25 protein-coding genes are annotated in these 26,576 nt (G+C 69.6%); 16 read left to right on the top strand and 9 right to left on the bottom strand.

Going from position 1 to position 26,576, the window contains the following annotated elements; genetic code table 11:
• Positions 1-4: 4 nt before the first annotated feature.
• Both AC5Y5E_RS15615 and mhuD read right to left on the bottom strand, forming a co-directional pair.
• Positions 5-1,369 carry a serine hydrolase gene (locus AC5Y5E_RS15615; RefSeq protein WP_499903854.1) on the bottom strand — a complete coding sequence of 455 codons (1,365 nt, stop codon included), beginning with the start codon at positions 1,367-1,369 and terminating at the stop codon, positions 5-7.
• Complete coding sequence (gene mhuD / locus AC5Y5E_RS15610) at positions 1,344-1,664, bottom strand: mycobilin-forming heme oxygenase MhuD (protein WP_067011383.1); 321 nt, start codon at positions 1,662-1,664, stop codon at positions 1,344-1,346. Before mhuD ends, AC5Y5E_RS15615 begins: the two co-directional genes overlap by 26 nt.
• Before the next feature lie 63 nt (positions 1,665-1,727).
• On the opposite strand from mhuD, the gene AC5Y5E_RS15605 reads away from it, so the two are divergent.
• Entirely contained in the window at positions 1,728-2,495 is a 768-nt protein-coding gene (locus AC5Y5E_RS15605) for an alpha/beta fold hydrolase (RefSeq protein ID WP_499903853.1), read from the top strand.
• On the opposite strand, the gene AC5Y5E_RS15600 is transcribed toward AC5Y5E_RS15605, so the two are convergent.
• Positions 2,479-4,176 carry a GMC oxidoreductase gene (locus tag AC5Y5E_RS15600; RefSeq protein ID WP_499903852.1) on the bottom strand — a complete coding sequence of 566 codons (1,698 nt, stop codon included), beginning with the start codon at positions 4,174-4,176 and terminating at the stop codon, positions 2,479-2,481. The two genes, AC5Y5E_RS15605 and AC5Y5E_RS15600, sit on opposite strands and share 17 nt — an antisense overlap.
• Positions 4,169-4,957 carry a gluconate 2-dehydrogenase subunit 3 family protein gene (locus AC5Y5E_RS15595; protein ID WP_499903851.1) on the bottom strand — a complete coding sequence of 263 codons (789 nt, stop codon included), beginning with the start codon at positions 4,955-4,957 and terminating at the stop codon, positions 4,169-4,171. The genes AC5Y5E_RS15600 and AC5Y5E_RS15595 overlap by 8 nt, the downstream gene beginning before the upstream one ends.
• 203 nt (positions 4,958-5,160) lie before the next feature.
• On the opposite strand from AC5Y5E_RS15595, the gene AC5Y5E_RS15590 reads away from it, so the two are divergent.
• Genes AC5Y5E_RS15590 through AC5Y5E_RS15560 form a run of 7 tightly spaced genes read left to right on the top strand, consistent with a single transcriptional unit; the run spans position 5,161 to position 12,511 of the window.
• Entirely contained in the window at positions 5,161-5,496 is a 336-nt protein-coding gene (locus AC5Y5E_RS15590; RefSeq protein ID WP_499903949.1) for a lsr2/espR transcriptional regulator, read from the top strand.
• Between the two features lie 3 nt (positions 5,497-5,499).
• A complete protein-coding gene (locus tag AC5Y5E_RS15585; RefSeq protein WP_499903850.1) occupies positions 5,500-5,979 on the top strand; it encodes an NADH-quinone oxidoreductase subunit B family protein in 480 nt (159 codons plus the stop codon).
• A 41-nt stretch (positions 5,980-6,020) separates the two neighbouring features.
• Positions 6,021-7,952 (top strand): proton-conducting transporter transmembrane domain-containing protein, encoded by a 1,932-nt coding sequence (locus AC5Y5E_RS15580; RefSeq protein WP_499903948.1) that lies wholly within the window; start codon positions 6,021-6,023, stop codon positions 7,950-7,952.
• Positions 7,949-8,908 (top strand): respiratory chain complex I subunit 1 family protein, encoded by a 960-nt coding sequence (locus tag AC5Y5E_RS15575; RefSeq protein WP_499903849.1) that lies wholly within the window; start codon positions 7,949-7,951, stop codon positions 8,906-8,908. The genes AC5Y5E_RS15580 and AC5Y5E_RS15575 overlap by 4 nt, the downstream gene beginning before the upstream one ends.
• On the top strand, positions 8,905-9,567 hold the full coding sequence (locus tag AC5Y5E_RS15570) for a hypothetical protein (RefSeq protein WP_499881566.1): 663 nt from the start codon (positions 8,905-8,907) through the stop codon (positions 9,565-9,567). Before AC5Y5E_RS15575 ends, AC5Y5E_RS15570 begins: the two co-directional genes overlap by 4 nt.
• The gene (locus AC5Y5E_RS15565; protein WP_499903848.1) at positions 9,567-11,036 is read left to right on the top strand and encodes a proton-conducting transporter transmembrane domain-containing protein; all 1,470 of its coding nucleotides are present in this window, start codon (positions 9,567-9,569) and stop codon (positions 11,034-11,036) included. The genes AC5Y5E_RS15570 and AC5Y5E_RS15565 overlap by 1 nt, the downstream gene beginning before the upstream one ends.
• A complete protein-coding gene (locus tag AC5Y5E_RS15560; RefSeq protein ID WP_499903847.1) occupies positions 11,033-12,511 on the top strand; it encodes a hydrogenase large subunit in 1,479 nt (492 codons plus the stop codon). Before AC5Y5E_RS15565 ends, AC5Y5E_RS15560 begins: the two co-directional genes overlap by 4 nt.
• Positions 12,512-12,523: 12 nt before the next feature.
• On the opposite strand, the gene AC5Y5E_RS15555 is transcribed toward AC5Y5E_RS15560, so the two are convergent.
• A complete protein-coding gene (locus AC5Y5E_RS15555; RefSeq protein WP_499903846.1) occupies positions 12,524-13,423 on the bottom strand; it encodes an iron-sulfur binding domain-containing protein in 900 nt (299 codons plus the stop codon).
• On the opposite strand from AC5Y5E_RS15555, the gene AC5Y5E_RS15550 reads away from it, so the two are divergent.
• Positions 13,422-14,039, top strand: coding sequence for a carbonic anhydrase (locus tag AC5Y5E_RS15550; protein WP_499903845.1), 618 nt, complete (start codon positions 13,422-13,424; stop codon positions 14,037-14,039). The genes AC5Y5E_RS15555 and AC5Y5E_RS15550 overlap by 2 nt on opposite strands.
• A gap of 104 nt (positions 14,040-14,143) precedes the next feature.
• The gene (locus AC5Y5E_RS15545) at positions 14,144-14,959 is read left to right on the top strand and encodes a hypothetical protein (protein ID WP_499903947.1); all 816 of its coding nucleotides are present in this window, start codon (positions 14,144-14,146) and stop codon (positions 14,957-14,959) included.
• A 6-nt stretch (positions 14,960-14,965) separates the two neighbouring features.
• Here AC5Y5E_RS15545 and disA read toward each other — a convergent pair whose 3' ends face one another.
• Genes disA through AC5Y5E_RS15530 form a run of 3 tightly spaced genes read right to left on the bottom strand, consistent with a single transcriptional unit; the run spans position 14,966 to position 18,036 of the window.
• Positions 14,966-16,039 carry a DNA integrity scanning diadenylate cyclase DisA gene (gene disA, locus AC5Y5E_RS15540; RefSeq protein ID WP_499903844.1) on the bottom strand — a complete coding sequence of 358 codons (1,074 nt, stop codon included), beginning with the start codon at positions 16,037-16,039 and terminating at the stop codon, positions 14,966-14,968.
• Entirely contained in the window at positions 16,036-17,463 is a 1,428-nt protein-coding gene (gene radA / locus AC5Y5E_RS15535; RefSeq protein WP_499903843.1) for a DNA repair protein RadA, read from the bottom strand. Before radA ends, disA begins: the two co-directional genes overlap by 4 nt.
• A 54-nt stretch (positions 17,464-17,517) precedes the next feature.
• Positions 17,518-18,036 carry a copper chaperone PCu(A)C domain-containing protein gene (locus tag AC5Y5E_RS15530; protein ID WP_499903842.1) on the bottom strand — a complete coding sequence of 173 codons (519 nt, stop codon included), beginning with the start codon at positions 18,034-18,036 and terminating at the stop codon, positions 17,518-17,520.
• 269 nt (positions 18,037-18,305) lie between these two features.
• On the opposite strand from AC5Y5E_RS15530, the gene carD reads away from it, so the two are divergent.
• From carD to AC5Y5E_RS15500, 6 genes are all read left to right on the top strand, one after another.
• Positions 18,306-18,794 carry an RNA polymerase-binding transcription factor CarD gene (gene carD, locus AC5Y5E_RS15525; RefSeq protein WP_007166539.1) on the top strand — a complete coding sequence of 163 codons (489 nt, stop codon included), beginning with the start codon at positions 18,306-18,308 and terminating at the stop codon, positions 18,792-18,794.
• A 16-nt stretch (positions 18,795-18,810) separates the two neighbouring features.
• Positions 18,811-19,497, top strand: coding sequence for a 2-C-methyl-D-erythritol 4-phosphate cytidylyltransferase (gene ispD / locus AC5Y5E_RS15520; protein ID WP_499903841.1), 687 nt, complete (start codon positions 18,811-18,813; stop codon positions 19,495-19,497).
• Positions 19,494-19,985 carry a 2-C-methyl-D-erythritol 2,4-cyclodiphosphate synthase gene (ispF, locus tag AC5Y5E_RS15515; protein ID WP_499903840.1) on the top strand — a complete coding sequence of 164 codons (492 nt, stop codon included), beginning with the start codon at positions 19,494-19,496 and terminating at the stop codon, positions 19,983-19,985. The genes ispD and ispF overlap by 4 nt, the downstream gene beginning before the upstream one ends.
• A gap of 37 nt (positions 19,986-20,022) precedes the next feature.
• Positions 20,023-21,429 carry a cysteine--tRNA ligase gene (gene cysS / locus AC5Y5E_RS15510; RefSeq protein WP_499903839.1) on the top strand — a complete coding sequence of 469 codons (1,407 nt, stop codon included), beginning with the start codon at positions 20,023-20,025 and terminating at the stop codon, positions 21,427-21,429.
• Positions 21,430-22,359 carry a 23S rRNA (guanosine(2251)-2'-O)-methyltransferase RlmB gene (gene rlmB, locus AC5Y5E_RS15505; RefSeq protein ID WP_499903838.1) on the top strand — a complete coding sequence of 310 codons (930 nt, stop codon included), beginning with the start codon at positions 21,430-21,432 and terminating at the stop codon, positions 22,357-22,359. It begins immediately after the preceding gene.
• Positions 22,360-22,451: 92 nt separating this feature from the next.
• A complete protein-coding gene (locus AC5Y5E_RS15500; protein WP_499903946.1) occupies positions 22,452-23,396 on the top strand; it encodes a glycerophosphodiester phosphodiesterase in 945 nt (314 codons plus the stop codon).
• Here AC5Y5E_RS15500 and AC5Y5E_RS15495 read toward each other — a convergent pair.
• Entirely contained in the window at positions 23,393-26,563 is a 3,171-nt protein-coding gene (locus tag AC5Y5E_RS15495; RefSeq protein WP_499903837.1) for an ATP-binding protein, read from the bottom strand. The two genes, AC5Y5E_RS15500 and AC5Y5E_RS15495, sit on opposite strands and share 4 nt — an antisense overlap.
• Between the last annotated feature and the right edge of the window lie 13 nt (positions 26,564-26,576).

Genomic DNA, 26,576 nt, shown 5'->3' with positions numbered 1-26,576 from the left:
CCGGCTACTTGGGGCCGATCAGCGCGAAGGCCTGCCGGGCGACCTGCAGCATCCAACCGGTCACCCTGGGGCCGTGATCGCGGGGCCAGTTGAGCTGAAAGCTGACCACCCACGGCTGCTGGTTCTTGTCGACGGCGTACCAGCTGAACGTCAAATCACCCGGCAGCCCACCGGCTTTCGCGCCGATGTACGGCCAGATGTTGCGGTCCAGCTGGATGCCGGCCACCGCCGAAAGAATCTGCCTGACCGGCGCGGCCGGACCTACCGCGTCGGCCTGCAGCGCCGCGTGCACCCGGCAGATATCCTCGGCGCTGCCGTACCACTCCGCGCCGTAGGCCGAGGCGGGGGTGTGGGCGTGGGCCGGATCCGGTTGGTAGGGAGTCGAATCCGCCTGCGCCAGCAACTGGGCGCGGACCTGCCGGGACCCTTGCTTCCACTGATCGCGCAGGTCCGGTTTGCCCCAGCCGACGGAGAACAGCTCATACATGGTCGGGAACGGCGTCATGCTGGCCGGATCGTGATGGCCCGCCGTCGCGAGGGCCTCCTCGATGGCGTGCGTACCCAACCTTCCGATCAGCAGGTCGGTAGCCATGTTGTCGCTGGTGGCGATCATCTTCTCGGCGGCCGTACGAACCGAAACGTGCGCTCCCACAGGCAGTTCCAGGCCCGACGAGCCGACCGCCCGGCCCTTGTCGGTGACGGTGAGCTGATCATCCCAGGACACCGTGCCGTCCCGGACGGCGCCGGCGACCGCGTGCAGCACGTACAGCTTGAAAATCGATGCCAGCGGAAGTGATTCGCCGGTGTTGGTGCCCGCTACCGGGTCGCAATGACCGTCGTCGACCTTGGCGGCCTGGTAGGAGTAGCGGGCGCCGGTCTTGCTCAGCACCGCGTCGACGTCGCGCCAGGAGCTGATCTTCGGCGGCTGCGTGTCGACGTCGAACCGGTCGACCCGGCCCTCGTCGTCGGTGTGCAGCCGGATGTCTTGTCGCGCGCCATACGAGGTGACCAGGTGCAGCGTGGCCACGCTGGCGCTGAGGTCGACGCGGTCGAGGGTGAAGGGGCGATCCCACCAGAGCCCCTCCATGGTGGTTTCGACGGATTCGACCTTGTCGGGCGCGGCCAGGGTGCCGACCCCGACCGGGCCGATCGGCCAGTCCGAGTTCAGCATGTCCAAGGTCTGCTGCGCGCGGACGCCCGGCGGCGTCCGGGTGTCGATCTGCCGGCCCGGGTTCGCCGCGTTCGCCTGCGGGGAGGGAGCGGGGGCGCAACCCGGCGCAAGGGTCACCACCAGCGCCGCCGCGGCGCCCAACGCCGCGACGCGGCGCCGAGCCGAGCGCTCGCTAACTACCCTGCTTGCTGCCGGCAACGTCCATCACGACCTCGAATTCCAACAACGATGCCCCGGTCGCCACCGGGTTGGCCCGCTCGCCCGCATGGGCTTCGATGGCGGGTCCCTTCGCCCAGGCCTGAAAGGCGTCTTCGGACTCCCAATGCGTCACCACGAAGTAGCGGTTTTCGCCCTTGATCGGGCGCAGCAACTGGAAGCCGAGGAAACCGGGCTGGTTATCCACCGCGTGTGCGCGGTGGGCGAACCGCTTCTCCAGCTCGGGACCGGCGTCTGCGGGGACCTCGATTGCATTGATCTTCACCACTTGCGGCATCCCGCTAGGCTACCGCGCCGCCCGGCTTGCCCGGCTCCCGGGCAGGCCACGCAAGATGGTGATATGTCCACCGACCTGTTGACCTGCCGCGGCGGCCAGGGCGAGCCATTGGTGCTGGTGCACGGCCTGATGGGCCGGGGCACCACCTGGTCGCGCCAGCTGCCGTGGCTGGCCCGGTTGGGCACCGTCTACACCTACGACGCCCCGTGGCATCGGGGCCGTGACATCGACGACCCACACCCGATCAGCACCGAACGCTTCGTCGCAGATTTGGCCGACGCGGTCGGCGTCCTGGGGACTGCGGCCCGGCTGGTGGGGCACTCGATGGGGGGCCTGCACGCATGGTGCCTCGCCGCCGAGCGCCCGGATCTGGTTTCGGCGCTGGTGATCGAGGACATGGCGCCGGACTTCCGGGGCCGCACCACCGGGCCGTGGGAGCCCTGGCTGCATGCCCTTCCGGTCGAATTCGACTCTGCCGAGCAAGTGTTCGATGAGTTCGGGCCAGTCGCCGGACAGTATTTCCTGGACGCGTTCGACCGCACCGAACGCGGCTGGCGGCTGCACGGGCACACCCCGCGCTGGATCGAGATCGCGGCCGAATGGGGCACCCGGGACTACTGGGCGCAGTGGGCGGCCGTGCGGGCGCCGGCGCTGCTGATCGAGGCCGGCAACTCGGTGACTCCGCCGGGCCAGATGCGGACGATGGCCGAAACATCTTCCCCGACAGCGTATCTACACGTCCCCCAGGCCGGTCACCTGATCCACGACGAAGCCCCGGAGGTGTTCCGCGAGGCCGTGGAGTCCTTCCTGACGGTCACCGCCGGCCGGTGATCCCGCGCGCGGTGCGCAGCGCCACCGCCATCAGCGTGTTGGTCGGGTTCTGGCAGCCCGAGGTGACGAACACGCTGCCGTCGGCGACAAAGACGTTGTCCAGCTGATGCATTCGCCCGTTCGGGTCGACGACGCTCGTCGCCGGGGACACGCCCATCTGCATCCCGCCCATCACGTGCTTGGTGTTCGGCGGGGTGCCGCCCCCGAGCTTTCGCTCCAGGCCGTCCGGGACGGCGGCGAACAGCTGCGCGCCGGCGGCCGCCATCATCGCGGTGATGGGCACCAGGTAGAACGTCTGGGCGACGGCCTCGTGCCGGCCGGGCGCCCAGGTCACGCGGGCTACCGGCTGGCCGTTGAGGTCCGTGACCGTCGGGTCGAGCGTGACGTTGTTGGTCAGGTACGGCAGGTCTGTGCCGATGAAGTTCACGCCGGCGAGCCGATCGCGCAGCAGCGAGGCGCGCATCAGGTCCTTGAACGGGCTGCCGAACAGCTGCACCCCGGGCAGGAATCCGAGGATCTCCTGGTAGAACTTGCCCTCCGTGATCGGGTCCTGGCTGCCGCCCAGCTCGCACAGGCCGCCACGGATGTAGGGCAGTCCCGCCAGCTTTGCCGCGAGCCGAGCGCCGGGGAAGTTGGGGTCGCAGAAATCCTCCATGCACTGCGTGATCGAGCGGCCGCGGTAGGCGTGCACCCGCTGGTCGAGGTAGATGCCGAACCCGTCGACGAAGTTGTGAAACATCAGCCGCGCGCCAATCCGTCCGCTGGCGTCGGGCAGGCCGGACAGCAGCGCCAGGCGCGCGGTCTCGATCGCCGAGGCGGCCAGCACCACCAGGTCGGCGCTCTCCCCGCCGGGATTGCCCACCGGGTCGAGATAGGAGACCCCGGTGGCCCGCCGGCCGGCGAAATTGACCTTGGTGACCGTGGTTTCGGGACGCAACTGCGCCCGTCCGGTCCGCAGCGCCAGGCGCAGCGGCGCAAGCGCACCCACCCGGGCCGAGATCGGGCAACCGTAGTTGCTGCAGAACCCGCAGTTGTTGCACGCCGGACGGCCGTCGTATTCGACCGAATTGATCGCGGTCGGAAACGGATACGGATGCAGACCTATTCGCTTGGCCCCCTTGGCGATCAGCGTCGACGAGCGCTGCTGCGGCCCGGGCGGCATCGGGTACTGCCGCGAGCGCGGCGCATGCTTGCGCGAGAGGGCGGGAATCGTCGCGACGTCGCCCTGCGTCCCGAGCAGCACCTCGATCATGTCGTAATACGGTGCGATCTCGCTGTATTCGAACGGCCAGTCCTGCACGTCCGCGCCGGGCTGCGGACCGAGCATCGACAGCCCCTTGAAGTCGATGTCCCAGAACCGTGGGACCTTCGCGTCCCAGTGCACGGTTCCGCCGCCGACGGTCACCGGGAGTTCGTTGACCGGGCCGACGTAACCGGCGGCCTGGGTGGCGTTGTGCCGATAAGTGCGCGGGTAGGCAAGCGGGTCGGGCTGCTCGAAGTAGCGGTACAGCGACTTGAGTTCGTCGTTGGCGAATGTCGTGCCGAGTGGTCCGGTGCCCTCGAGGTTGGTGAAGTAGTTCGATCCCTTCTCGAAGATAACGACGTCCCAGCCGTTTTCGGCAAGCTCCATCGCCACCGTCGACCCGCCGGCGCCGGAGCCGACGATGACCGCCTTAGGCACTCACGCCGCCCCTTCCGCCCAATTTGGCGATGACCTGTTCCCAGCCCCCGCGGCGGAGCCGGTTGATGATGTCGCTGAGGACCACCACGTCCCACTGGATCGCTTCCACCTCGGCGGGGGTGTATCCGCGCGGCTGGGAGTCCCCGGGGTACTTGATGTCCTTCCAGCCGACCAGGTTCGCGTTGCCGCCGTACTCGGGGACGCTGTACATCGCCTCGATGGTGTGGCCGAACAGCACGCCGGCGAAGGTCGCCGCCGGACCGTGCGCCAGGATGAGGTCCTGCTTCACCCCCGGGATCGCGGTGAAGTCGCCGCCGGCCTGCTGGTCGAGCAGAGCGATGCCACTGGTGTATTGGTTGCGCAGCTGCGTCAGGCGCTGTTGCCACGCGTACGCCTGGGCGCGGTTGAGCGGGACGAAGGTGGCCATGTAGTCCTGCGAGCCGCCGGCGCGGTTGCTCCACGGGCCGCCGGTGTGGACGTCGGCGGGCGTGACGTCGAACACCGACAGCATCCGGTCGAGGTAGTTGATCACGTTCGCCTCGTGCGCCCCCGGACCGAACTCGGTCGGGCAGTCCTGCGGCCCGGGGATCAGGCGGCGGGTCGCGGCGTCGAGCACCGCGGCCTGATGCTGCGTCAGGAACCGATAGCCCGGGTCGGCCGACGCGGCGGGCAGGGCGCCCCGCGTGGCGGCGGCCAGCGGCAGCAGGCTGAGGCCGCCGAGTACCGCGCGCCGGGACACCGGCGGCAAGCGGGATCCCTGGCCGGCCTCCTCGCTGGGCACATCGGCAGGGTATGACGCGGATATGAGTCTCACGTGGAACACGGAGCGGGCGGCGTGTCGGGTTGCGCGGCAACCGGCTTTTGCGATACCGGCGGCGGCCGCGAAGCCGAAGGCCGGACCCCGGCGCGCGGAACGCAACACTATTTGATAAATTCTTCAATTGTTCGAATGTAGGAAACGTGGAGTCTTCAGGAGACCTGCCCGTGTCGGTGCCGCTGTACAAGGTCAAGGCCGAGTTCTTCAAGACGTTGGGGCACCCGGCGCGGATCAGGGTCCTCGAGCTCCTCGTCACCGGGGACAAGTCGGTCGCCGAACTGCTGCCCGAGGTCGGGGTCGAATCGTCGAACCTGTCGCAGCAGCTGGGTGTTTTGCGGCGCGCGGGCGTGGTTGACGCGCACCGGGACGGCAACACGATGATCTATTCGATCGCCTCGCCCGACATCGCCGAACTGCTGTTGGTTGCGCGCAAGGTTCTCACCGGGGTCCTCAGCGACCGCGTGGCGGTGCTGGAAGACCTGCGCGCCGGCGGCGTGGGGTAACGCATGGGCTGGATCCGCAAAGCGTTCCGGGTCGGCCGGATCGCCGAACCCGCTACATCCGCACCGCCGCCGGCGGGGAAACCGGTTGCCGGGGTGCGTGGTTCGCTTCAGATCCGCCACGTCGACGCCGGTTCCTGCAACGGGTGCGAGGTGGAGATCGCGGGGGCGTTCGGACCGGTGTACGACGCCGAGCGCTTCGGCGCCCGGCTGGTGGCCTCCCCCCGCCACGCGGACGCGCTGCTGATGACCGGCGTCGTGACACATAACATGGCCGGCCCGTTGGCCGCGACGGTCGAAGCCACCCCGTTGCCGCGGCGGGTGATCGCCTGCGGCGACTGCGCCCTGAACGGCGGGGTTTTCGCCGACGCGTACGGCGTGCTCGGCGCGGTCCGTGAGGTGGTGCCCGTCGACGTCGAGATCCCGGGGTGCCCGCCGACGCCGAGCCAGATCATCGAGGCGCTCAGGTCGGTGACCGGCAGGTGACCACGGAACTGGTGGCGCGTGCGGCGCCCGCGCCAAACCTGTTGGTCCGCAAGGACTTCGGACCCGCGGTCACGGGCGCGCTGACGTCGCTGCTCGGTGCCGCCGGGGTATGGGCGGGCATCGTCGGGATGTTCGATCCGGTGCGCGACGTGCGCATCGGCTGGTTGCTGCCGCTGTCGGGGGTGCAGCTGGGCCTGGACCCGCTCGGCGGCTTCTTCATGGCGCTCGTGGGCGCGGTCGCCGTCGTCGTCGGGCCGTACGCCGTCGGCTACGCGCGGCGCGAGCATCTCGGCGGGGCCGCGTTGGCGGCGCTGCCGTTGTTTGTCGCGGCGATGCTGCTGGTGCCCTCGGCGGCGTCGGTCACCACCTTCCTGCTGGCGTGGGAGCTGATGGCGCTCGCGTCGTTGGTGTTGGTGCTCGCCGAACACACCCGCCCCCAGGTTCGTTCCGCGGCATTGGTGTACGCGGTGATGACCCAGTTGGGGTTCGTCGCGATCCTGGTCGGCCTGATGGTGTTGTCGGCGGCCGGCGGCGCCGACCGGTTCGCCGACCTGCACGGCATCCCGCAGGGTGCGCGCACCGCGGTGTTCTTGCTGACGGTGGCGGGGTTCGGGTCGAAGGCGGGGCTGGTGCCGTTGCACGCCTGGCTGCCGCGGGCCCACCCCGAGGCGCCCAGCCCGGTGTCGGCGCTGATGAGCGCGGCGATGGTGAACCTCGGCGTCTACGGCATCTGCCGCATCGACATGCAGCTGCTCGGCCCCGGCCCACGCTGGTGGGGCCTCACCCTGATGGTCGTCGGCGGCGTGTCGGCGCTCTACGGCGTGGTGCAGGCCTCGGTGGCCACGGATCTCAAGCGGCTGCTTGCCTATTCGACCACCGAGAACCTCGGGTTGATCGCGCTGGCGCTGGGGGCGGCGACCCTGTTCGCGGCCGCCGGGGCGCACGGGCCGGCGACGATCGCCGCGGTCGCGGCCATGCTGCACCTGATCGCGCACGCGGCCTTCAAGAGCCTCGGGTTCCTGGCCGCCGGTTCGGTGCTGGCCGCGACGGGGCTGCGCGACCTCGACCGGCTCGGCGGCCTGGCCCGGCGGATGCCGGCGACCACCACCCTGTTCGGGGTGGCGGCGTTGGGTGCGTGCGGGCTGCCGCTGGGCGCCGGCTTCGTCAGCGAGTGGTTGCTGGTGCAGTCGCTGATCCACACGGCTTCCCAACACGTCGCGGTGCTCGCGCTGACCACGCCGCTGGCGGTCGGCGCCGTCGCGCTCACCACGGGCCTGGGCGTGGCGGCGATGGTCAAGGCCTTCGGGATCGGATTTTTGGCCCGGCCGCGCTCCGCAGCGGCCGCCGACGCGCGCGAGGCGCCGGGCAGCATGCTGGCCGGCATGGCGATCGCGGCGGTCGCCTGTGTGGTGCTGGCCGTGGCGCCCTCGGTCGTCGCACCCGCGCTGCGTCGGACGGTCGCCACGTTGCCCGCGGCCCGGGTGGTGCAATTCACCGACTTCGGCGCCTTCGTGCGACTGCCGGGCGTGCAGGGGTCGATCGCGCCCGGCGTGATCGCGGCCGGCGTCGTGGTGGCCGCGCTGGCCGCCGCCGTGCTGGCGCAGTGGCGCCGGACAAGCCGTCCGGCATCAGCCACCTTGCCGCTATGGGCCTGCGGCGCCGAGGATCTCACGGCACGCATGCAGTACACCGCCACGTCGTTCGCCGAGCCACTGCAGCGCGTCTTCGACGACATCTTGCGGCCCGACACCAACATCGAGGTCGTGCCCAACGCGGGGTCGCGGTACTTGGCCGACAAGATCACCTACCGCAGCAGCATCGGCGACGCGATCGAGGAACGCTTCTATACTCCGGTGGTCCAGGCGATTTCGGTGGCGGCCGGGGCGGTGCGGCGCGCCCACACCGGCAGCGTGCACCTGTACTTGGCTTACGGCGCGATCGGCGTCCTGACTGTGCTGGTGGTCGCCCGATGAACGCCTGGTCCTACGTCGCGGGCGCCGTGCAGATCGGCGGCGTGATGTTGGGGGCGCCGCTGGTGGTCGGCCTCACCCGTCAGGTGCGCGCGCGCTGGGAGGGCCGCGTCGGTGGCGGCCTCCTGCAGCCCTGGCGCGACATCGTCAAACAGCTTGGCAAGCAACAGATCACGCCGCGCGGGACGACGGCGGTGTTCGCGGCCGCGCCCGCGATCGTCGCCGGATCGACCCTGCTGATCGCCGCGATCGCGCCGCTGGTCGCCACCGGGTCGCCGCTGGACGCCAGCGCCGACCTGTTCGCCGTCGTCGGCCTGCTCTTCGTGGGCACCGTGGCGCTGACCCTGGCCGGCATCGACACCGGGACTTCGTTCGGCGGCATGGGCGCCAGCCGCGAGATCACCATCGCCGCGCTGGTCGAACCCACCATCCTGCTGGCGGTCTTCGCTTTGTCCATGCCGACAGGATCGGCGAATCTCGGTGCGCTGGTGGAACATACGATCGCCCACCCCGGGCAGGTGGTGTCGCTGGCCGCGGTGCTGGCGTTCGCCGCGCTGGTGATCGTCATCGTCGCCGAGACCGGGCGGCTGCCGGTGGACAACCCGGCCACCCACCTGGAGCTGACGATGGTCCACGAGGCGATGGTCCTCGAGTACGCCGGCCCGCGGCTCGCGCTCGTCGAGTGGGCGGCCGGGATGCGGCTCACCGTGCTGTTGGCGCTGCTGGCAAACCTGTTCGGGCCCTGGGGTATCGCCGGCGCCCAGCCAAGCGCGCTTGGCGTACTCGCCGGTCTGGTGGCGATCGCCGCCAAGGTCGCGGTGCTGGCTGGACTGCTGGCCACCGTCGAGGTCTTCGTCGCGAAGCTGCGGCTGTTCCGGGTCCCCGAGCTGCTTTCCGGATCCTTCCTGCTGGCGTTGCTCGCGGTGGTCGCCGCCAACTTTTTCGCGGTGCCGGCATGACGTACCACACCTTTACGGTTCTCGTCGATCTCGCCGCCGGCGGGCTGCTGCTGGGCGCGGTGCTGATCGTGTGGCGCCGCGACCTGGTCGCCATCGTCCGGCTGCTGGCGATCCAGGGCGTCGCGTTGGCCGCCATTCCCGTGCTGCGCGGGATGTACGACGGCGACCGCGCGCTCATCGGGGTCGGCGTCGCCGTGCTGGTGCTGCGGGCCGTTGTCCTGCCGCGGCTGCTGGCGCGCGCGGTGGGGTCCGGACCGCAGGCGCACCGCGAAGCCACCCCGCTGGTCAACACCGCCACGTCACTGCTGATAACCGCCGCGCTGACGCTGGCCGCGTTCGCCGCCACCCGGCCACTGGTGAACTTGCAGCCGGCGGCCACCACCACCGCCGTCCCGGCCGCCACCGCCGTCGTCCTCATCGCGCTGCTGGTCATGGTCACCCGGCGCCACGCGGTGTCGCAGGCGGCCGGATTCCTCATGCTGGACAACGGAATCGCCGCGACCGCGTTCCTGCTAACGGCCGGGGTGCCGATGATCGTCGAGCTCGGCGCCTCGCTGGACGTGCTGTTCGCGGTCATCGTGATCGGCGTCCTGACCGGTCGGCTGTCTCGCACCTTCGGCGGCGCCGACCTGGACCGGCTGCAGGAGCTGCACGACTGATGACCGCCCTGCTGCTCACCGCGATCCTCGCCCCGGTCGTCGCGTCGCTCGCCACACTTTTCGCCGGATGGCGCCGGTCGACGGCAACGCTGATCGTCTTGTCGGCGGTGGCGGTGCTCGGGTGTGGCGCGGCGCTCGGGTTTCGGGTCGGATCGGGGACGCGGCTCGCGCTGGGCGGCCTGCTGCGCGTCGACGCGCTCACCGTCACCATGCTGATCGTCATCGGAGTCGTTGCGGCACTGGCCACCTGGGCCAGCGTCGGTTACATCGACACCGAGCTCGCGCACGGCCATACCGACCCGCGCGGCGCCCGAATCTACGGCGCGCTAACGGCGGCCTTCCTGGCCGCGATGGTTGTCGCGGTGTGCGCCAACAACATCGGGGTCATCTGGATCGCCGTCGAAGCCACCACCGTGATCACCGCCTTTCTGGTCGGGCACCGCCGTACCCGCGGCGCGCTCGAGGCGACGTGGAAGTACGTGGTGATCTGCTCGGTCGGCATCGCGATCGCCTTCCTGGGCACGGTGTTGCTGTACTACGCGGCCGAGCACGCCGGCGCGCCGGCCGCCGCCGCGCTGAACCTCGACGTGCTGGCGGCACACGCCGGCGGGCTGAATCCCGACATCGCCCGGCTGGCGGGCGGGTTGCTGCTCATCGGCTACGGCGCCAAGGTCGGGCTGTTTCCGTTCCACACCTGGTTGGCCGACGCGCACAGCCAGGCACCGGCACCGGTCTCCGCGCTGATGAGCGGGGTGCTGCTGTCGGTGGCCTTCTCGGTGCTGATCCGACTCAAGCCGGTCATCGACGCGGCCACGGGTCCCACCTTCATGCGGTCCTGGCTGTTGGTGATCGGGCTGGCCACGCTGGTGGTGGCGGCCCTGATGCTGACGGTGACCCCCGACCTCAAGCGCATGCTCGCCTACTCCTCGATGGAGAACATGGGCCTGATCGCGATCGCCGCGGCCGCGGGAACCACGCTGGCCATCGCCGCGCTGCTGCTGCACGTCCTCGCCCATGGAATCGGCAAGACGGTTCTGTTCCTGGCGAGCGGTCAGCTGCAGGCCGCGCACAGCTCCACCAAGATCGCCGACATCAGCGCGGTGCTGCGGCGCTCCCGCCTCCTCGGTGTGTCGCTGGCCGTCGGTGTGATCGTGCTGCTCGGGCTGCCGCCGTTCGCGATGTTCGCCAGCGAGCTGGCCATCGTCCGCTCGCTCGCCGATGCCAGGCTCACGTGGGCCATCGGAGCGGGCCTGCTGCTGGTCGCGATCGCCTTCGGGGCGCTGGCGCGCAACTTCGGCCGAATCCTGCTGGGGGACAGCCCAGCTGACACCCCGGAGATCGCGGTGCCGAGAACCGTGGCGGCGGCCCTGCTGATCGGCGTGGCCGCATCAGTGGTGCTCGGTGTCACCGCGGGTCCGCTCACCGGCCTGTTCACCACCGCCGCCGGCGACGTCGGGGCGCCGCGATGAGACGCGACTGGGTGCGCCACAGGCTATCGCAGGACAGCCTGGCGGAAACGGCGGAATTACTGCTGGACAAGGGCTTTCGCTTGGGCCTGATGGCCGCCCACGACGACGGCGGCGCCTTCCGTGTGGTTTACCTCTTCCTGGCCGGCTGGCCCGATCGCCGCGTCGAATTGGAATGCGTTGTGTCGAGGGATAATCCGGAGATCCGGTCCTTGGCGTACCTGTCGTTTGTGGCCGGCCGCTTCGAGCGCGAAATTGCGGACCTGTACGGAATCCGGCCCGTCGGGCATCCCAAGCCGCGCCGGTTGGTGCGGCACGCCCACTGGCCCGAGGAGTGGTATCCGATGCGCAGCGGCGCGTCGGCCGCGGCCGACTTCGATGGCAGCGGCCATTTCCCGTTTGTCACCGTCGAGGGGCCGGGGGTGTACGAGATCCCGGTGGGTCCGGTGCACGCGGGGTTGATCGAACCCGGCCACTTCCGCTTCTCGGTCGCCGGCGAGACCGTGTTGCGGCTCAAGGCGCGACTGTGGTTCGTCCACCGGGGCCTGGAAAAGCTGTTCGAGGGCCGACCGACCGGCGGCGCGGTCGAGCTGGCCGAGCGCGTCAGCGGCGACACCTCCGTCGCGCACGCGCTCGCCCACTGCCTCGCCGTCGAGGACGCGCTCGGGATGGAGCTTCCCGACGAGGCGCACCGGCTGCGGGCGCTGCTGGTCGAGCTCGAACGGCTCTACAACCACGTCACCGACCTCGGCGCGCTGGCCAACGACGTCGGGTTCGGCCTCGCCCACGCGCACGCGCAACGCGTCCGCGAAGAACTGTTGCGACTCAACGCGACGGTCACCGGACATCGGCTGCTGCGCGGCGCCGTCCGCCCCGGCACGGTCGCGCTGCGGGCGCTGCCGGACGTCGCCGCGCTGCGCCGGATTGCCGCCGACGTCGCCGAGATCGCGGAGCTGACCCTGCGCAACTCCGGGGTGTACGACCGGTTCGCCGGGACGGCAGTCCTGGACAAGGAAGACGCCGAGGCCCTCGGGTGCCTGGGCTATGTGGCGCGGGCCAGCGGCATGCGCACCGACGCGCGAATCGAACACCCCAGCACCGCACTGCCCGTTATCGAGATCGGCGCCGCCACGGGTGACGTGCTGGCCCGCTACGCGGTGCGGCGCGACGAATTCGCGGCGTCCACCGAGCTGGCCTGCCATCTGATCGAGTCACACAGCGGCCCAATGAAATACGCTGAGACACCGGCCGCGTCCCGCGGGGCCCGCAGCGGCGTCGGCATCGTCGAGGGCTGGCGCGGCACCATCGTGCACCGAGTCGAAACCGACGCCGCCGATCGGATCACCCGCGCGAAAATCGTCGACCCGTCCTGGTTCAACTGGCCCGCGTTGCCCGTCGCGATGGCCGACACCATCGTTCCCGACTTCCCGCTGGTCAACAAAAGCTTCAATCAGTCCTACGCCGGCAATGACCTTTGAGACCTCTGAGGCCTACCCTTCGCCCAGCAACGCGAACCGGCCGTCGACCGTCCGCGTCACCAGGCCATCGGCGAGCAGCGAATCCAGCGCCCGGTCGCGCTGCTGCGTATCGGTCAACCAGGCCATGTCGAGTTCCGCGCGGGTGACGGGGGAATCCTTGCCGCGCAACACGTCCAGCAGACGCCCGCGTACCTGGCGATCGGTTCCCGCGTAGGTCTGGACGCGGCGGGCCGGCCCTTGGGCGGGGGGATAACCGGCCTGCCGCCACGCGCACTCGCGAAGCGGACACAGCCCGCAGCGCGGGGAGCGAGCGGTGCACACGATCGCGCCCAACTCCATCAGCGCCACCGAAAACGTCGGCGCCCGTTCGTCATCGGGCAGCAGTGCGGACACGTCGGCGTGGTCGCGCGTCGCAGACGGCGCCCCGGAGTCGGCCAGGCCGTGCACGGCACGGGCCACCACTCGCCGCACGTTGGTGTCCACCACCGGAACGGGCCGTTGGTAGGCGAAGCACGCGACGGCGCGCGCGGTGTAGCTGCCGACGCCGGGCAACGTCAGCAGGACCTCGACGTCATCGGGGACCACGTCGCCGTGTTCGCGCGCGATGACGGTGGCGCACTCGTGCAGGTGCTTGGCGCGCCTGGGATAGCCGAGCTTGCCCCACGCCCGCAGCACGTCGGCCGCGCTGGCCGCGGCGGTCGCCGACGGGGTCGGCCAGCGCCGCACCCAATCCGGCCAGATCGACAGGACCCGCGTCACGGGCGTCTGCTGCAGCATGAACTCGCTGACCAGGATCTGCCACGCGGTGACATCCGGCTCCCGCCAAGGCAAGTCACGGCGGGACCGTTCATACCAAACTATGAGTTCGCTCGGGCTGACGTTCATGTGCGTGTGCGGCATGATATGGGCCATGCCGAACACCAGCCCGATAACCGCGTGGAAAGCACTCAAAGAGGGTAACGAGCGATTCGTTGCCGGCAAGCCGCAGCATCCCAGCCAGAGCGTCGATCACCGGGCCAGCCTGGCCGGCGGTCAAAAGCCCACCGCGGTCGTGTTCGGCTGTTCGGACAGCCGGGTGGCCGCCGAGCTGATCTTTGATCAGGGTTTGGGCGACATGTTCGTGGTCCGCACCGCCGGGCAGGTCATCGACTCGGCCGTGCTGGGCTCCATCGAATTCGCGATCACGGTGCTCGACGTGCCGCTCATCGTCATCCTCGGTCACAACAGTTGCGGCGCCGTCAAGGCGGCGTTGGCGGCGATCGAGGACGGTGCAATACCCCCAGGTTTCGTGCGCGACGTCGTGGAGCGGGTCGCGCCGTCGATCTTGATGGGCCGACGCGACGGCCTGACCCGCGTCGACGAGTTCGAGGAACGCCACGTGAAAGAGACGCTCGCACAACTCGTGGCGCGTTCCTCGGCCATCGCCGAGCGGGTGGCCGCGGGCACCGTGGGCATCGCGGGCGTCACCTATCACCTGGCCGACGGCAAGGCGGCGCTGGTCGACCACGTCGGCGATATCGGCGAGTAACCGCTACATTTCGGGCCCCACTAACACGGCGGTCGGCCAGCAAACATCGCGACACGCCGGGTCGGATATAACAAATTGGCGTGACCTGGGCCTACGGTGTGATCGTGCTGGATCTGGAACCGCGTGGCCCGCTACCTACCGAGATCTATTGGCGGCGCAGGGGCCTGGCCCTGGGCATCGCGGTCGTCGTGATCGGGGTCGTGGTCGCCACGATCATCGCCTTCATGAGCCACAGCACCGGCGCCAAACCCGCCACCGCGGGCAAGCCCAGTGCCGCCGAGAGCAAGCCGGCCGCGCCTCCGGCCCAGGCGCCTCCCCCGGCCGGGCAGGAGGGCGTCACCCCGGTGGCGCCGCCCGGGCAGAACCCGGAGTCGCCGACGCCCACCGCCGCGGTGCAGCCGCCGCCGGTGCTGAAGGAGGGCGATGACTGCCCCGATTCGACACTGGCCGTCAAGGGCCTGACCAATGCGCCCCAGTACTTCATCGGCGACCAGCCGAAGTTCACCATGGTGGTCACCAACATCGGCCTGGTGTCCTGCAAGCGCGACGTCGGGGCCGCGGTGCTCGCCGCCTACGTCTACTCGCTGGACAACAAGCGGCTGTGGTCCAACCTCGACTGCGCGCCGTCCAACGAGACGCTGGTGAAGACGTTCACGCCAGGCGAGCAGGTGACGACGGCGGTGACGTGGACCGGAATGGGGTCGGCGCCGCACTGCCCGCTGCCGCGGCCGGCGATTGGGGCCGGTACCTACAACCTCGTCGTGCAGCTGGGCAATCTGCGCTCGATGCCGGTCCCGTTCATCCTGAATCAGCCGCCACCGCCGCCGGGGCCGGTGCCGGGGCAGCCGGGTCAGCCGGCGCTCGCGCCGCCGCCGGAGGCACCGCCGGGGGTCGCCCCGGGCCCGTCGCCCGCCGGCTGACCGAGCTCAGGTGAGCGGGTCGGCGATCGTCGACTCCGCCAGTTGCGACAGCCCCTCCCGCACGTGGCGGGCCCACATCGTGCCGATGCCGTCGACCGATTGCAGGTCGTTGGCGCTGGCCGCCAGCAGGCCCTGCAGCGTTCCGAAGGTCCGGACCAACAGGTCCGCGTGGGCGAACTGCAGCCGCGGGATGCCGGCCATCGCGCGGTAGCCGCGCGGGCTCAGCGCCGAGTCCTGCGCCTCGGTTGTCGTCGGGTATCCGAAAACCTTTGCCAGCGAAGTGAAGTCGAGCAGTTCGGTATCCGACAGGGCGTCCAGCTCGTCCAGGGTCGCGATCATCTGCGCCTCGGACAGCGGCTCGGGACTGGCGTGGTAGTCGCGCACGATCAGTTCGCGGGCGAGATCGTTGCCGCCCAACAGCTCCTCGAGCTGCAGCCGCAGCTGGCGACCGTCGGTGCCGAGCTCGACGCAGTCGTAGTCGATCACCAGGCCGATGCGCCGGACCAACTCGAGCCGCTGCACCACCGTCATCACGTCGCGCAGGGTGACGAAGTCCTCGATCTCCATTCGGGACAGCTGCCTGCTGACCTCGTCGAGCCGGGTCTTGTACCGCTCCAGCGTCGCGATGGCCTGGTTGGCCCGCGACAGGATGGTGGCGGAATCGGCCACCACGTGGCGCTCGCCGTCGACGTAGACGGTGACGATGTTCATCGAGTGGCTGACCGAGATCACCGGGTAGCCGGTCTGGATCGCGGCCCGCTCCGCCGAGCGGTGCCGGGTGCCCGATTCGTCGGTCGGTATCGACGGGTCCGGAACGAGCTGCACGTTGGCCCGCACGATGCGGCTGCCGTCGGTGGACAGCACGACGGCCCCGTCCATCTTGGAAAGCTCGCGCAGCCGCGTCGGCGCGTACCGGACGTCGAGGGCGAAGCCGCCGTCGCAGATGGCCTCGACGTTCTCGTCGTTGCCCAGCACGATCAACGCCCCGGTGCGGCCGCGCAGGATGCGCTCCAGGCCGTCGCGCAGCCCGGTGCCCGGCGCCAGGCGGGCGACGGTCTCACGCAGTGTCGGACGGGTCACAGCGTGTCATTCTGCGGCCCCACTGCGTTGTGCGTCCAGCCATTACCGCGCCCGGCGATGGTTTTCATGTGTCGCAGCGCCGCGTCGATGGTCGGTGCCCGCAGGGCTCGCATCCCGTCCGGCACTATCTCGCGGCGAGGATCGTCGCCGTCGGGGATGAGCGCGATGCTGAATCCCTGACGCACGGCTTCACCCAGCCGTCGCTCCATGCCGCTGACCCGCCGCAGGTCGCCGGCCAGCCCCACCTCGCCGATCATCACCGCCGTCGTCGGCAACGGCAGATCGGAGTACGCCGAGGCCAGCGCCATCGCGACGGCGAGATCCGAGGACGGGTCGGTCAACCGCATGCCGCCGACGGTGGACAGGTAGATGTCGTTCATGGCGACGGCCAGCCTGCCGTGCTTCTCCAGCACCGCGGTGATCATCGCGGCCCGGGAGTGGTCGATCCCGCTGACGGCTCGGCGCGGCGAGCCGCCCCCCGGCGTCGCCAGCAGCGCCTGGACCTCGCCGATCAGCGGTCGCTTGCCGTCCAGGGTCACCGTGATCGCGGTGCCGGCGACCGGCGCCGGCCGCTGATCCAGGAAGAGGTGCGACGGGTCGGCGACGCCCTCGATTCCGTTGTCGTGCAGCGTGAAGCACCCGACCTCGTCGGCCGCGCCGAACCGGTTCTTGACGCCGCGGACCATCCGCAGCGCGCCGCTGCGGTCGCCCTCGAAGTGCAGCACCACGTCGACGAGGTGTTCGAGGGAGCGCGGCCCGGCGATGGCCCCGTCCTTGGTGACGTGACCGACCAGGATCATCGCGACGCCGTTGGCCTTCGCGGCCGCGGTGAGCGCCGCGGTCACCGCGCGCACCTGCGTGACGCCGCCGGGGACACCGTCGGCCTCGGTGGTGGACATTGTCTGCACCGAGTCCACGATCACCAGCGCGGGCCGGACCGTGGCGATGTGTTCGAGCACCGTGTGCACGTCGGACTCGGCGGCCAGGTACACCTCGTCACCGCCGCAGCCGATCCGGTCGGCGCGCAGCCGGATCTGGCCGGCGGACTCCTCTCCGGAGATGTACAGCGCCCGACGGCCCGACTGGGCCCAGCGGTGCGCGACCTTGAGCAACAGCGTCGACTTGCCCACGCCGGGATCGCCGGCCAGCAGCGTGACCGAGCCCGGCACCACGCCGCCCCCGAGCACGCGGTCGAGTTCCCCTATGCCCGTCGAGCGGTGTTGGCTGGCGGTCGGCTCGATGGAACTGATCGGAACGGCCCGCGACGCCGCCCCCGCGGGACGCCGGGCGCGCCCGCCCACCGCGGCGAGCGCGGGCACTTCGTCGACCGTGCCCCAGGTGCCGCATTCCAGGCAGCGCCCAACCCATTTGGCGGTGACGTGTTGGCATTCCGAGCACCGGTATTGCGAGCGTGCATGTGCCACGTCATGACGGTATCGGGCCGGTACGACAAGCCCCGTAACGACAGGCCGCGCGGGTCAGGCGGGTTGCGCGCCCAGCCCGGCCGAAATCGGGACCAGCAAGGTGACCTGCCCGGCCTTCTCGAAATTGAAGGTGAAGTTGTACGTCAGGCCGTTGCTGATGGGCTTGGCCAGGGCCACCGTCGCCTTGACCGCGTTGTTGGCCTCGATCGGGCCCGGCGCCACCTTCGCGCCGTCGGGCGTGCCGATGAACAGCATGCCGCCCGCGGGCAGTCGGCTGTCGCCGCCGATCGTCACCGGGCCGACGTCGCTGGTGATGCTGATCAGCCGGTCCGCGACGTCGGGCGACTGGTTGACGGCCACCGCCACCAGGTTCACCGTCTTACCCGGCTGCAGGAAGTCGCCGGTCTGGACGGCCTGCATGCGCACGTCGCGCAGCGCCACGTTGTTGACCGTGACCTTGTTGCCGTTGACCGCCGGTTCCTGGGTGGCCATCTGGGAGATCTGACCGGCTCCGCAACCGCTGAGCAAGGCGGCGACCAGGGCGACCAGTCCGACGACGGCGAAGCGGTTCACTCAATGCCTCCTGCTCGGCTGACGATGCAACTATGCACAGTAGTAGGAAGGTCTTCGCAGCGGTAGCGCAGGGCACCGGACCAGCGCGGCAGGGCACTGAAGGGGTGGCTGCCCGGGCCCGCTCGGGACGGGCGTAGTGTGACCCCTTGCACGTCCAGCTTCCCCTGTCAACCCCTAATCCGCCCGCGTTGTGCCCCTGACCTGCACCGTTGTTCCGCACGCCTAGGGCCGCCGTGCTAGAATGAAGTAACGAAAGGGGCTCGAATCAGATGATCTTCAAGGTCGGCGACACCGTTGTCTATCCACATCACGGTGCTGCGTTAGTCGAGGCGATCGAAACCCGGACCATTAAAGGGGAGCAAAAAGAGTATCTCGTCTTGAAAGTCGCGCAGGGTGACCTGACCGTTCGAGTACCCGCCGACAACGCCGAGTACGTCGGCGTTCGCGACGTGGTTGGCCAGGAGGGCCTCGACAAGGTTTTCCAGGTTCTGCGGGCTCCCCACACCGAAGAGCCCACGAACTGGTCCCGCCGCTACAAGGCCAACCTGGAGAAGCTCGCCTCCGGCGATGTCAACAAGGTGGCCGAGGTGGTGCGCGACCTGTGGCGCCGTGACCAGGAGCGCGGCCTGTCCGCCGGCGAGAAGCGCATGCTGGCCAAGGCCCGTCAGATTCTGGTCGGTGAGCTCGCGCTAGCCGAGAGCACCGACGACGCCAAGGCGGAAACCATCCTGGACGAGGTTCTGGCCGCCGCTTCCTGAAGGCCCTGACGCTCTGGTGGCCGACAAAACCGGCGTCCCGGGCAAAGTAGTTGCGATTGTCCCGGCCGCGGGGTCGGGCGAGCGGCTGGCCGCCGGCATCCCGAAAGCGTTCTGTGAACTCGGCGGTCGCACCATGCTCGAATGCGCCGTCGCCGGGCTGCTGGATTCCGGTGCCGTCGACCACGTCGTGGTGGCCGTGCCCCCCGACCGCATCGACCAGGCCCGCCACCTCCTGGGTGACCAAGCCGCCGTCGTCGCCGGCGGCGCCGAGCGCACCGAATCGGTGCGCCTGGCGCTGGCGGCCCTGCCCGCGTCACCGGAGTTCGTGCTCGTGCACGACGCCGCCCGGGCGCTGACACCGCCGGCGCTGATCGTGCGGGTGGTCGAGGCGTTGCGGTCCGGCCACGTGGCGGTCGTGCCCGCGCTGCCGCTGTCTGACACCATCAAGGCCGTGGATGCCAACGGGGTGGTACTGGGCACGCCAGAGCGGGCCGGGCTGCGGGCCGTGCAGACGCCGCAGGGCTTCGCCACCGATCTACTGCTGCGGGCCTACGAGCGCGCGGGGACCGCCGCTTTCACCGACGACGCGTCGCTCGTCGAACACGTCGGCGGCCAGGTGCAGGTGGTCGACGGCGACCCGCTCGCCTTCAAGATCACCACCCGGCTCGATCTGTTGCTGGCCGAAACGGTCGTGCGGCGGTGAGCGAGCTGCCGCGGGTCGGCCTGGGCACTGACGTTCATCCGATCGAACCCGGGCGGCCATGCTGGCTGCTGGGGTTGCTGTTCCCGGGCGACGACGGTTGCGCCGGGCACTCCGACGGCGACGTGGGGGCGCACGCGTTGTGCGATGCGCTGTTGTCGGCGACGGGGCTCGGCGACGTCGGGGCGGTCTTCGGGGTCGACGATCCGCGGTGGCAAGGCGTCAGCGGCGCCGACATGCTCCGCCACGTCGTCGCCCTGGTATCGCGGCAGGGCTATCGGGTCGGCAACGCCGCCGTGCAGGTGATCGGGAACCGACCGAAAGTCGGCCCGCGCCGCGCCGAGGCCCAGCAGGTGCTGTCCGGGTTGGTGGGCGCGCCTGTGTCGGTGTCGGCGACGACGACCGACGGCCTGGGCCTGACCGGGCGCGGCGAGGGGTTGGCCGCCATCGCGACCGCGCTCGTGGTGCGCAACCGCGTGGGTGTCCTGTAGGCCGGTCGCGCCAATTGGGCAGGTAAGCTGGCACGTCGTGACCGATCGCGCCCACTTGCGGCTACACGACACGGCGGCCGGTGCCGTGCGTGAGTTCGTTCCGCTGCGCGAGGGGCACGTCTCCATCTACCTCTGTGGCGCCACCGTTCAGGGCCTGCCCCACATCGGGCATGTGCGCAGCGGGGTGGCCTTCGACATCCTGCGCCGCTGGCTGATCGCGCGGGGCTACGACGTCGCGTTCATCCGCAACGTGACCGACATCGAGGACAAGATCCTGGCCAAGGCCGCCGCGGCGGGCCGGCCGTGGTGGGAGTGGGCGGCCACCTACGAGCGGGCCTTTTCCGCCGCCTACGACGCCCTGGACGTCATGCCGCCCTCGGCCGAGCCGCGCGCCACCGGGCACATCACCCAGATGGTCGAATTAATGGAACGCCTGGTCGAAACCGGCCACGCGTACGCGGCGGCCGGTGACGTGTACTTCGACGTGCTCAGCTACCCGGAATACGGCGCGCTGTCCGGGCACCGGGTCGACGACGTGCACCAGGGCGAGGGCGTGGCGACCGGCAAGCGCGACCAACGCGACTTCACCCTGTGGAAGGGCGAAAAGCCCGGCGAGCCGTCGTGGCCCTCGCCGTGGGGCCGCGGCCGTCCCGGCTGGCACCTGGAATGCTCGGCGATGGCCCGCACCTACCTCGGGCCGGAATTCGACATCCACTGCGGCGGGATGGACCTCATCTTCCCGCACCACGAGAACGAGATCGCGCAGAGCCGCGCCGCCGGGGACGGCTTCGCCCGCTACTGGCTGCACAACGGCTGGGTGACCATGGGCGGCGAGAAGATGAGTAAATCGCTGGGCAACGTGCTGGCCATACCGGCGATGCTGCAGCGCGTGCGCCCGGCCGAACTGCGCTACTACCTGGGCAGCGCCCACTACCGGTCGATGCTGGAATTCTCCGAAACCGCGCTGCAGGACGCGGTGAAAGCCTACGTGGGAGTGGAGGAGTTCCTGCACCGGGTCCGCAGCCGGGTCGGTGCTGTCGAGCCAGGCGAATGGACACCGAAGTTCGCCGAGGCGCTCGATGACGACCTGGCGGTCCCGGTCGCGCTGGCCGAGATCCACCACGCCCGCGCCGAGGGGAACCGGGCGCTGGAGTCCGGTGACCACGAGGGCGCGCTGCAGCACGCCGGCGCGATCCGCGCGATGATGGGCATCCTGGGCTGCGACCCCCTCGACGAACGCTGGGAGACCCGCGACGAGACGTCGGCCGCCCTGGCCGCCGTCGACGTGCTGGTGCAGGCCGAAATCGAAAACCGGGAAAAGGCTCGCCAGCAACGCAATTGGGCGCTGGCTGACGAGATCCGGGACCGGCTCAAGAACGCCGGCATCGAGGTCACCGACACCGCCGACGGCCCGCAATGGACGTTGGGCGGTGACGTCAAGTAGATGGCCGGTAACTCGCGGCGCCGCGGGGCGGTACGCAAATCCGGCACCAAGAAGGGCCCCACCGTCGGCTCGGGCGGTCAGCGCCGCCGCGCGCTGGAGGGCCGCGGTCCCACCCCGCCCGCGCACCTGCGTCCCAACCATCCCGCCGCCCGGCGCACCCAGTCCCAGCCGCGCCGGCCCGCCAAGCGCACCGACGAGACCGAAACGGTGCTGGGCCGCAACCCGGTGCTGGAGTGCCTGCGCGCCGGCGTGCCCGCGACCGCGCTCTACGTCGCGCTGGGCACCGAGGCCGACGAACGCCTCACCGAATCCGTCTCCCGCGCAGCGGATCTGGGCATCGCGATCCTCGAGGTGCCGCGCACCGACCTGGACCGGATGACCACCAACCACCTGCACCAGGGCATCGCACTGCAGGTGCCGCCGTACAACTACGCCCATCCCGACGACCTGCTCGCGGCCGCTCGCGAGACCCCGCCCGCGTTGCTGGTCGCGCTGGACAACATCTCCGATCCGCGCAACCTCGGCGCTATCGTCCGATCGGTCGCGGCGTTCGGCGGCCACGGCGTGCTGATCCCGCAGCGGCGATCCGCCTCGGTGACGGCGGTGGCCTGGCGCACCAGCGCCGGGGCAGCGGCCCGCCTGCGGGTGGCGCGGGCCCCGAATCTCACTCGGGCGCTTACGAACTGGGCCGACGGCGGTTTGCGCGTCATCGGGCTGGACGCCGACGGCGACACCGCGCTCGACGACCTGGACGGCACCGACCCGCTGGTGGTGGTCGTCGGCTCGGAGGGCAAGGGCCTGTCGCGGTTGGTGCGGCAGACCTGCGACGAGGTGGTCTCGATCCCGATGGCGGGGCGGACCGAATCGCTGAACGCCTCGGTGGCCGCCGGCGTGGTGCTCGCCGAAATAGCGCGCCAGCGCAGGGGTTGAGTTCTCTGGCCGGGCCGGGGGCACCTCCCGCTTGCGGGGGAACGCAAAAGCCCCCGACAGGCCGACGATTTCGGGGCTTTTGGTTCTGCTCGCTGGCCGTGCTTGCGGTGCTCCTCGCGCCACCCGCCGCAGCGCAACCGCCCGACTTCGACCTGCAGGCCCACCGCGGCGGGCGCGGCGAGACGACCGAGGAATCGCTGCGGGCTTTCGCCAAGGCGCTCGAACTCGGCGTCAGCACACTGGAACTCGACATCGTCCTGTCCAAGGACAGCCAGCCGCTGGCGTGGCACGACCCGACGATCCAGGCGGACAAATGCGCGGACACCGGACCGGCGTTCGCCGGCGACCCGGCCTACCCCTACGTCGGAAAGCTGGTGCACGAGCTCACCCTGGTGCAGATCCGCACGCTCGATTGCGGCAAGCGGCTGACCGAGTTTCCCGACGCGGAGGTGGTGCGCGGCAACAAGATCGCCACCCTGCCGGAGGTCTTCGCGCTGGCCGACGCGTATCGGGCCCAAGTCCGCTACAACGTCGAAACCAAGGTGGAGGCCGGCCATCCGGGTGAATCGGCCGAGCCGGAGGAGTTCGTCGACGTGATACTGGCCGTCGTCCGGTCGGCGGGTAAGACCGATCGCGTGGAGATTCAAAGTTTCGACTGGCGCACCCTGCCCATGGTGCACCGGGCCGAGCCGTCAATTCCGTTGGTGGCCTTGTACGACGAGGAGACCTGGGCGCCGGGCTCGCCGTGGCTGAACGGAATCGATGCCGGCGCCGTCGGTGACCCGATGATCGGGGCGCTGATGGTGGGCGCCAACGCAGTCTCGCCGAGTTATGCGCTGGTCAGCGCCAAGCCCTATGTCGATCGGGCGCATTCCTTGGGACTCAAGGTGATTCCGTGGACGGTGAACGACGCCGACGCCATGCGGCAGCAGATCGCCTATGGCGTGGACGGCATCATCACCGACTTTCCGACGCGGGCGCGTGGTGTCATGGCCGGGCTCGGCATGCCGCTGCCGCCGGCCTATCACCGCGGTTAGTCGGGCATCGCCCCGGCCCAGTCGATATGTCCCTCGAAGCCACGCGATTCCACCATGTCGCGATAGCGACCGCGGAGATCGGCATGAGCGTCCCATTCACCTCGGCTACGGGTCAGTAGAGCGCGGAGTCGCAACAGAAAAACCTCGCGCAACAAATGGTGGAAGGCGCACGGTGCAGCCGCTAACTGTTCGATTGCGGCCTCGGCCTCGGCCACGTCGCCTTGGGCCCTACGTTCGAGCAGAGCCTCGACCAAGACACCCGTCGTCATGATGCCCCACCCCAGCAGTTGTCCGTTGCACCTCACTTTTTCGGTCGCGTCCCGCACAAGGCCTATTGCGCTATCGTGCTCGCCACGCCGAGCCATTTCACGTGCCAAATATGCCTCGACGATAGCCACATCGCCCAGATGGTGTTGATCACGCAAGAATACGTGTTGCACCTCCGCCAAGAGCCGCTCGCCGCGGTCACGCTCGGCAACCGTTGGGCGGTGCACAAGTGCAATGGCCAGCGTCACCTGCGCGTGGGCCAACGCGAAATCGTCACCGGATCTTTCTGCGAGGTCAAAGGCTTCCTCGATCTCTTGCATCACAACATCGTTGGGTCTCAGCACCCCCGTCGGAATCGTCGTGCCATAGGCGTAGGTGACGGATGCGGCGTAGGTCAAAGGGTCAGCGTCGCGAGCCATGGCGATACCGTGCCGAAGGTCGTCACGCCATCCAGGAATGCCGAGGCAATACCGGCCAAGGGCACGGCTTGTCAGGGCAAGCGCTAGCGGAGACCCGTGAATGAATTGCCCCTTGGATGGGTCACCCTCGGCCAGGTCCACCACCCGTTGCGACCAGAGCAGCACCTCGTCATATGCGGCGGCCTCCATCTTCGCGTAGATCGGCACGGAGGAGAGCCCCACTGTGAGTGTCGGATCGTCGATCGACTCAATGAGGGTCCAGGCTTCGGCTGCCAGCTGCGACGCCTCGCGCGCGCGGCCCCGGTAGGCATGCTCGGCCAAACGCCCCACCATCGCGACGGCCAGTGACGCCTTGTCGCCGGCGGCGGTGCAGAGCTGGCGCAATTCCTCGAATCGCGCGTCGCCAACATTCGCATGGACACGAAAGGCCGTCCCGCACAACAAAGTACGGGGAGCGATTCGCATGCTTATTTGATCCGGGGAATCGTCGGCTAGGGCGTCGGCGATATTCATGGCGCGTTCCCAGCTGAGCCGCGCTGCGTTGATGTCGCGGTTGGTAGCCCAGCTCGCCGCGCGCATGTGCCAGCCGTAGGCGGCGGGCAGATCCCCGGCCGCCTCTAGGTGTTCGGCGATCAGTGCGGCGTTCTGCTGAGTCGACTCCGGATAGTCGGCTTCGATCGCCGCGGCCAGCCGGCGGTGCATCAGTGCCCGGTCGGACTTGAGTTGTGATTCGTAGGCGACGGTGCGGATCAGCGGATGCCGGAACGCGTATTCGGCCTGCGGGGTGAACCGCACCTGGTCGACGAGCTCAGCGGCGATCAGCTCGTCGATAGCCGGTTCGACGTCCAGGCTGGCCAGCAGGTCACGGTTGAAGCGAGCGCCCACGACCGATGCGGCGGCAAGCGTCTGTTTGGCGGGGGCGCCGAGCCGGTCGATACGTGCGGCGACCGTTGCCTGAAGCGTCGCGGGCACGCTGACCTCGGCTACGTCGACATCACACTTATAGCGGCCGCTTTCGCCGACGAGCACACCGCGTTCCGCAAGATCGCGGGTGATCTCTTCGGCGAAGAACGGGTTGCCGCCTGCTCGTTGGGCGATCATCTCACCGACCTGCCAAACGGTCTGATCACCACCCAACAGCTCGCTGACTAGCGTCGCAGTTTCGGTATCGCTCAGTGGAGCCAGGGCGATGGTTTGCGCCCCGCCGACTTGCGCCAGGGCTCCGTGATATTCGGGGCGATAGGTGATTAGCACCAGCGAAGGGGTCTGAGGGATCACCGCTAGAAAGTCGGCGATCATGGATTCGCTGACCTCGTCGATCCAGTGCGCGTCCTCCACGACGAAGACCGCGGGTTCGGCGCGGGCGAGCTGCGCTGAGTTGAGCAGTGTCGTCAACCGCCGCCGGCGCGCATCCGGGTCAATCTTGGGCAGCTCCATTTCGGGATTGGCGATGCCCACCAAGTCATCGAGCAGCAGCAGGTCCTGCGGATCGGCGTCCGGAAACTGCTCCCGCACCCGGGCCCGCGCGCTCTGGTCGTCCAGACCACTCAACCGGCCGGTTACGCGCAGCAGACGCGCCACGGCGTGGAACGGGACATCAGCGGCGTGAGCTTCAGAGAAGGTGGAGAAGACTTCGACCCCAAAGCTTTTCGCAATCTTGGTGGCTTCGGCGGTGAGCCGTGTCTTGCCGATCCCGGGCGGGCCGACCACCGCGACCACCGAACCACGCCCCGTGCGCGCGCGGTCGAGCATTGCAGTCAGCGTGGTCACTTCCCACTCGCGGCCGACCAACGCCGTATACGAAGAAGCACCCCGCCCCTCGGCCACGCCGAGCAGCCGCCGCGCGGGCATTGCGTCCTCGGCGCCCTTGATGCGCACCAGTTGTGGTGCATCCAGGACGGCGGAGCCGTCGACGAGCCGGGCCGTCGACTCGCTGAGCATCACACCGCCGGGTGGCGCGACCGATTCCATCCGCTGCGCCATCCCCACCTGTTCGCCGATGGCCGTGTAACCCATTGCGGCAGGGCCGATCTCACCGGCAATAACCTGGCCGGAATTCAGCCCGACGCGTAGCCTCAGGTCGATATTGTCGCGGCGCCCAACCTCTGTGGCCAGGCGGGTGACCTCTTCCTGAATGCCCAGCGCCGCCAAACAGGCGCGCAGCGCATGGTCCTCCAATGCTGCGGGTGCGCCGAACACGGCCATGATGCCGTCTCCAGTGAATTTGTCCACAGTGCCGCCGTACCGCTGCACCACGGCCGCAGCCCGCGTCACGAGCTCCGTCATGATCTCGCGCAACCGCTCCGCGCCCACCGCGGTGGCGATGTCCATCGAGTGCACGACATCGGCGAACAGAACAGTTACCTGTTTGTACTCCGCCGGCGTGCTCGCCACCGCAGTTGGCGTGCCGCATTCGTCGCAGAACTTCGCGCTCGGCCGCAGTTCGGCGGCGCACCTCGCGCATGCCAAATGGGCCGTCATGCGCCTTACGATA

The sequence above is a fragment of the Mycobacterium sp. NGS54 genome, from assembly GCF_059812465.1.
Note: the sequence above shows the minus strand (reverse complement) of the source record. Positions and strands in the feature narration are given on the sequence as shown.

What these genes read in the sequence shown, in the direction of transcription:
- mhuD (WP_067011383.1), bottom strand. Translation starts at nt 1,664, where the DNA reads ATGCCGCAAGTGGTGAAGATCAATGCAATCGAGGTCCCCGCAGACGCC.
- AC5Y5E_RS15605 (WP_499903853.1), top strand. Translation starts at nt 1,728, where the DNA reads ATGTCCACCGACCTGTTGACCTGCCGCGGCGGCCAGGGCGAGCCATTG.
- AC5Y5E_RS15585 (WP_499903850.1), top strand. Translation starts at nt 5,500, where the DNA reads ATGGGCTGGATCCGCAAAGCGTTCCGGGTCGGCCGGATCGCCGAACCC.
- AC5Y5E_RS15575 (WP_499903849.1), top strand. Translation starts at nt 7,949, where the DNA reads ATGAACGCCTGGTCCTACGTCGCGGGCGCCGTGCAGATCGGCGGCGTG.
- AC5Y5E_RS15570 (WP_499881566.1), top strand. Translation starts at nt 8,905, where the DNA reads ATGACGTACCACACCTTTACGGTTCTCGTCGATCTCGCCGCCGGCGGG.
- AC5Y5E_RS15565 (WP_499903848.1), top strand. Translation starts at nt 9,567, where the DNA reads ATGACCGCCCTGCTGCTCACCGCGATCCTCGCCCCGGTCGTCGCGTCG.
- AC5Y5E_RS15560 (WP_499903847.1), top strand. Translation starts at nt 11,033, where the DNA reads ATGAGACGCGACTGGGTGCGCCACAGGCTATCGCAGGACAGCCTGGCG.
- AC5Y5E_RS15550 (WP_499903845.1), top strand. Translation starts at nt 13,422, where the DNA reads ATGCCGAACACCAGCCCGATAACCGCGTGGAAAGCACTCAAAGAGGGT.
- AC5Y5E_RS15555 (WP_499903846.1), bottom strand. Translation starts at nt 13,423, where the DNA reads ATGGCCCATATCATGCCGCACACGCACATGAACGTCAGCCCGAGCGAA.
- carD (WP_007166539.1), top strand. Translation starts at nt 18,306, where the DNA reads ATGATCTTCAAGGTCGGCGACACCGTTGTCTATCCACATCACGGTGCT.
- rlmB (WP_499903838.1), top strand. Translation starts at nt 21,430, where the DNA reads ATGGCCGGTAACTCGCGGCGCCGCGGGGCGGTACGCAAATCCGGCACC.
- AC5Y5E_RS15495 (WP_499903837.1), bottom strand. Translation starts at nt 26,563, where the DNA reads ATGACGGCCCATTTGGCATGCGCGAGGTGCGCCGCCGAACTGCGGCCG.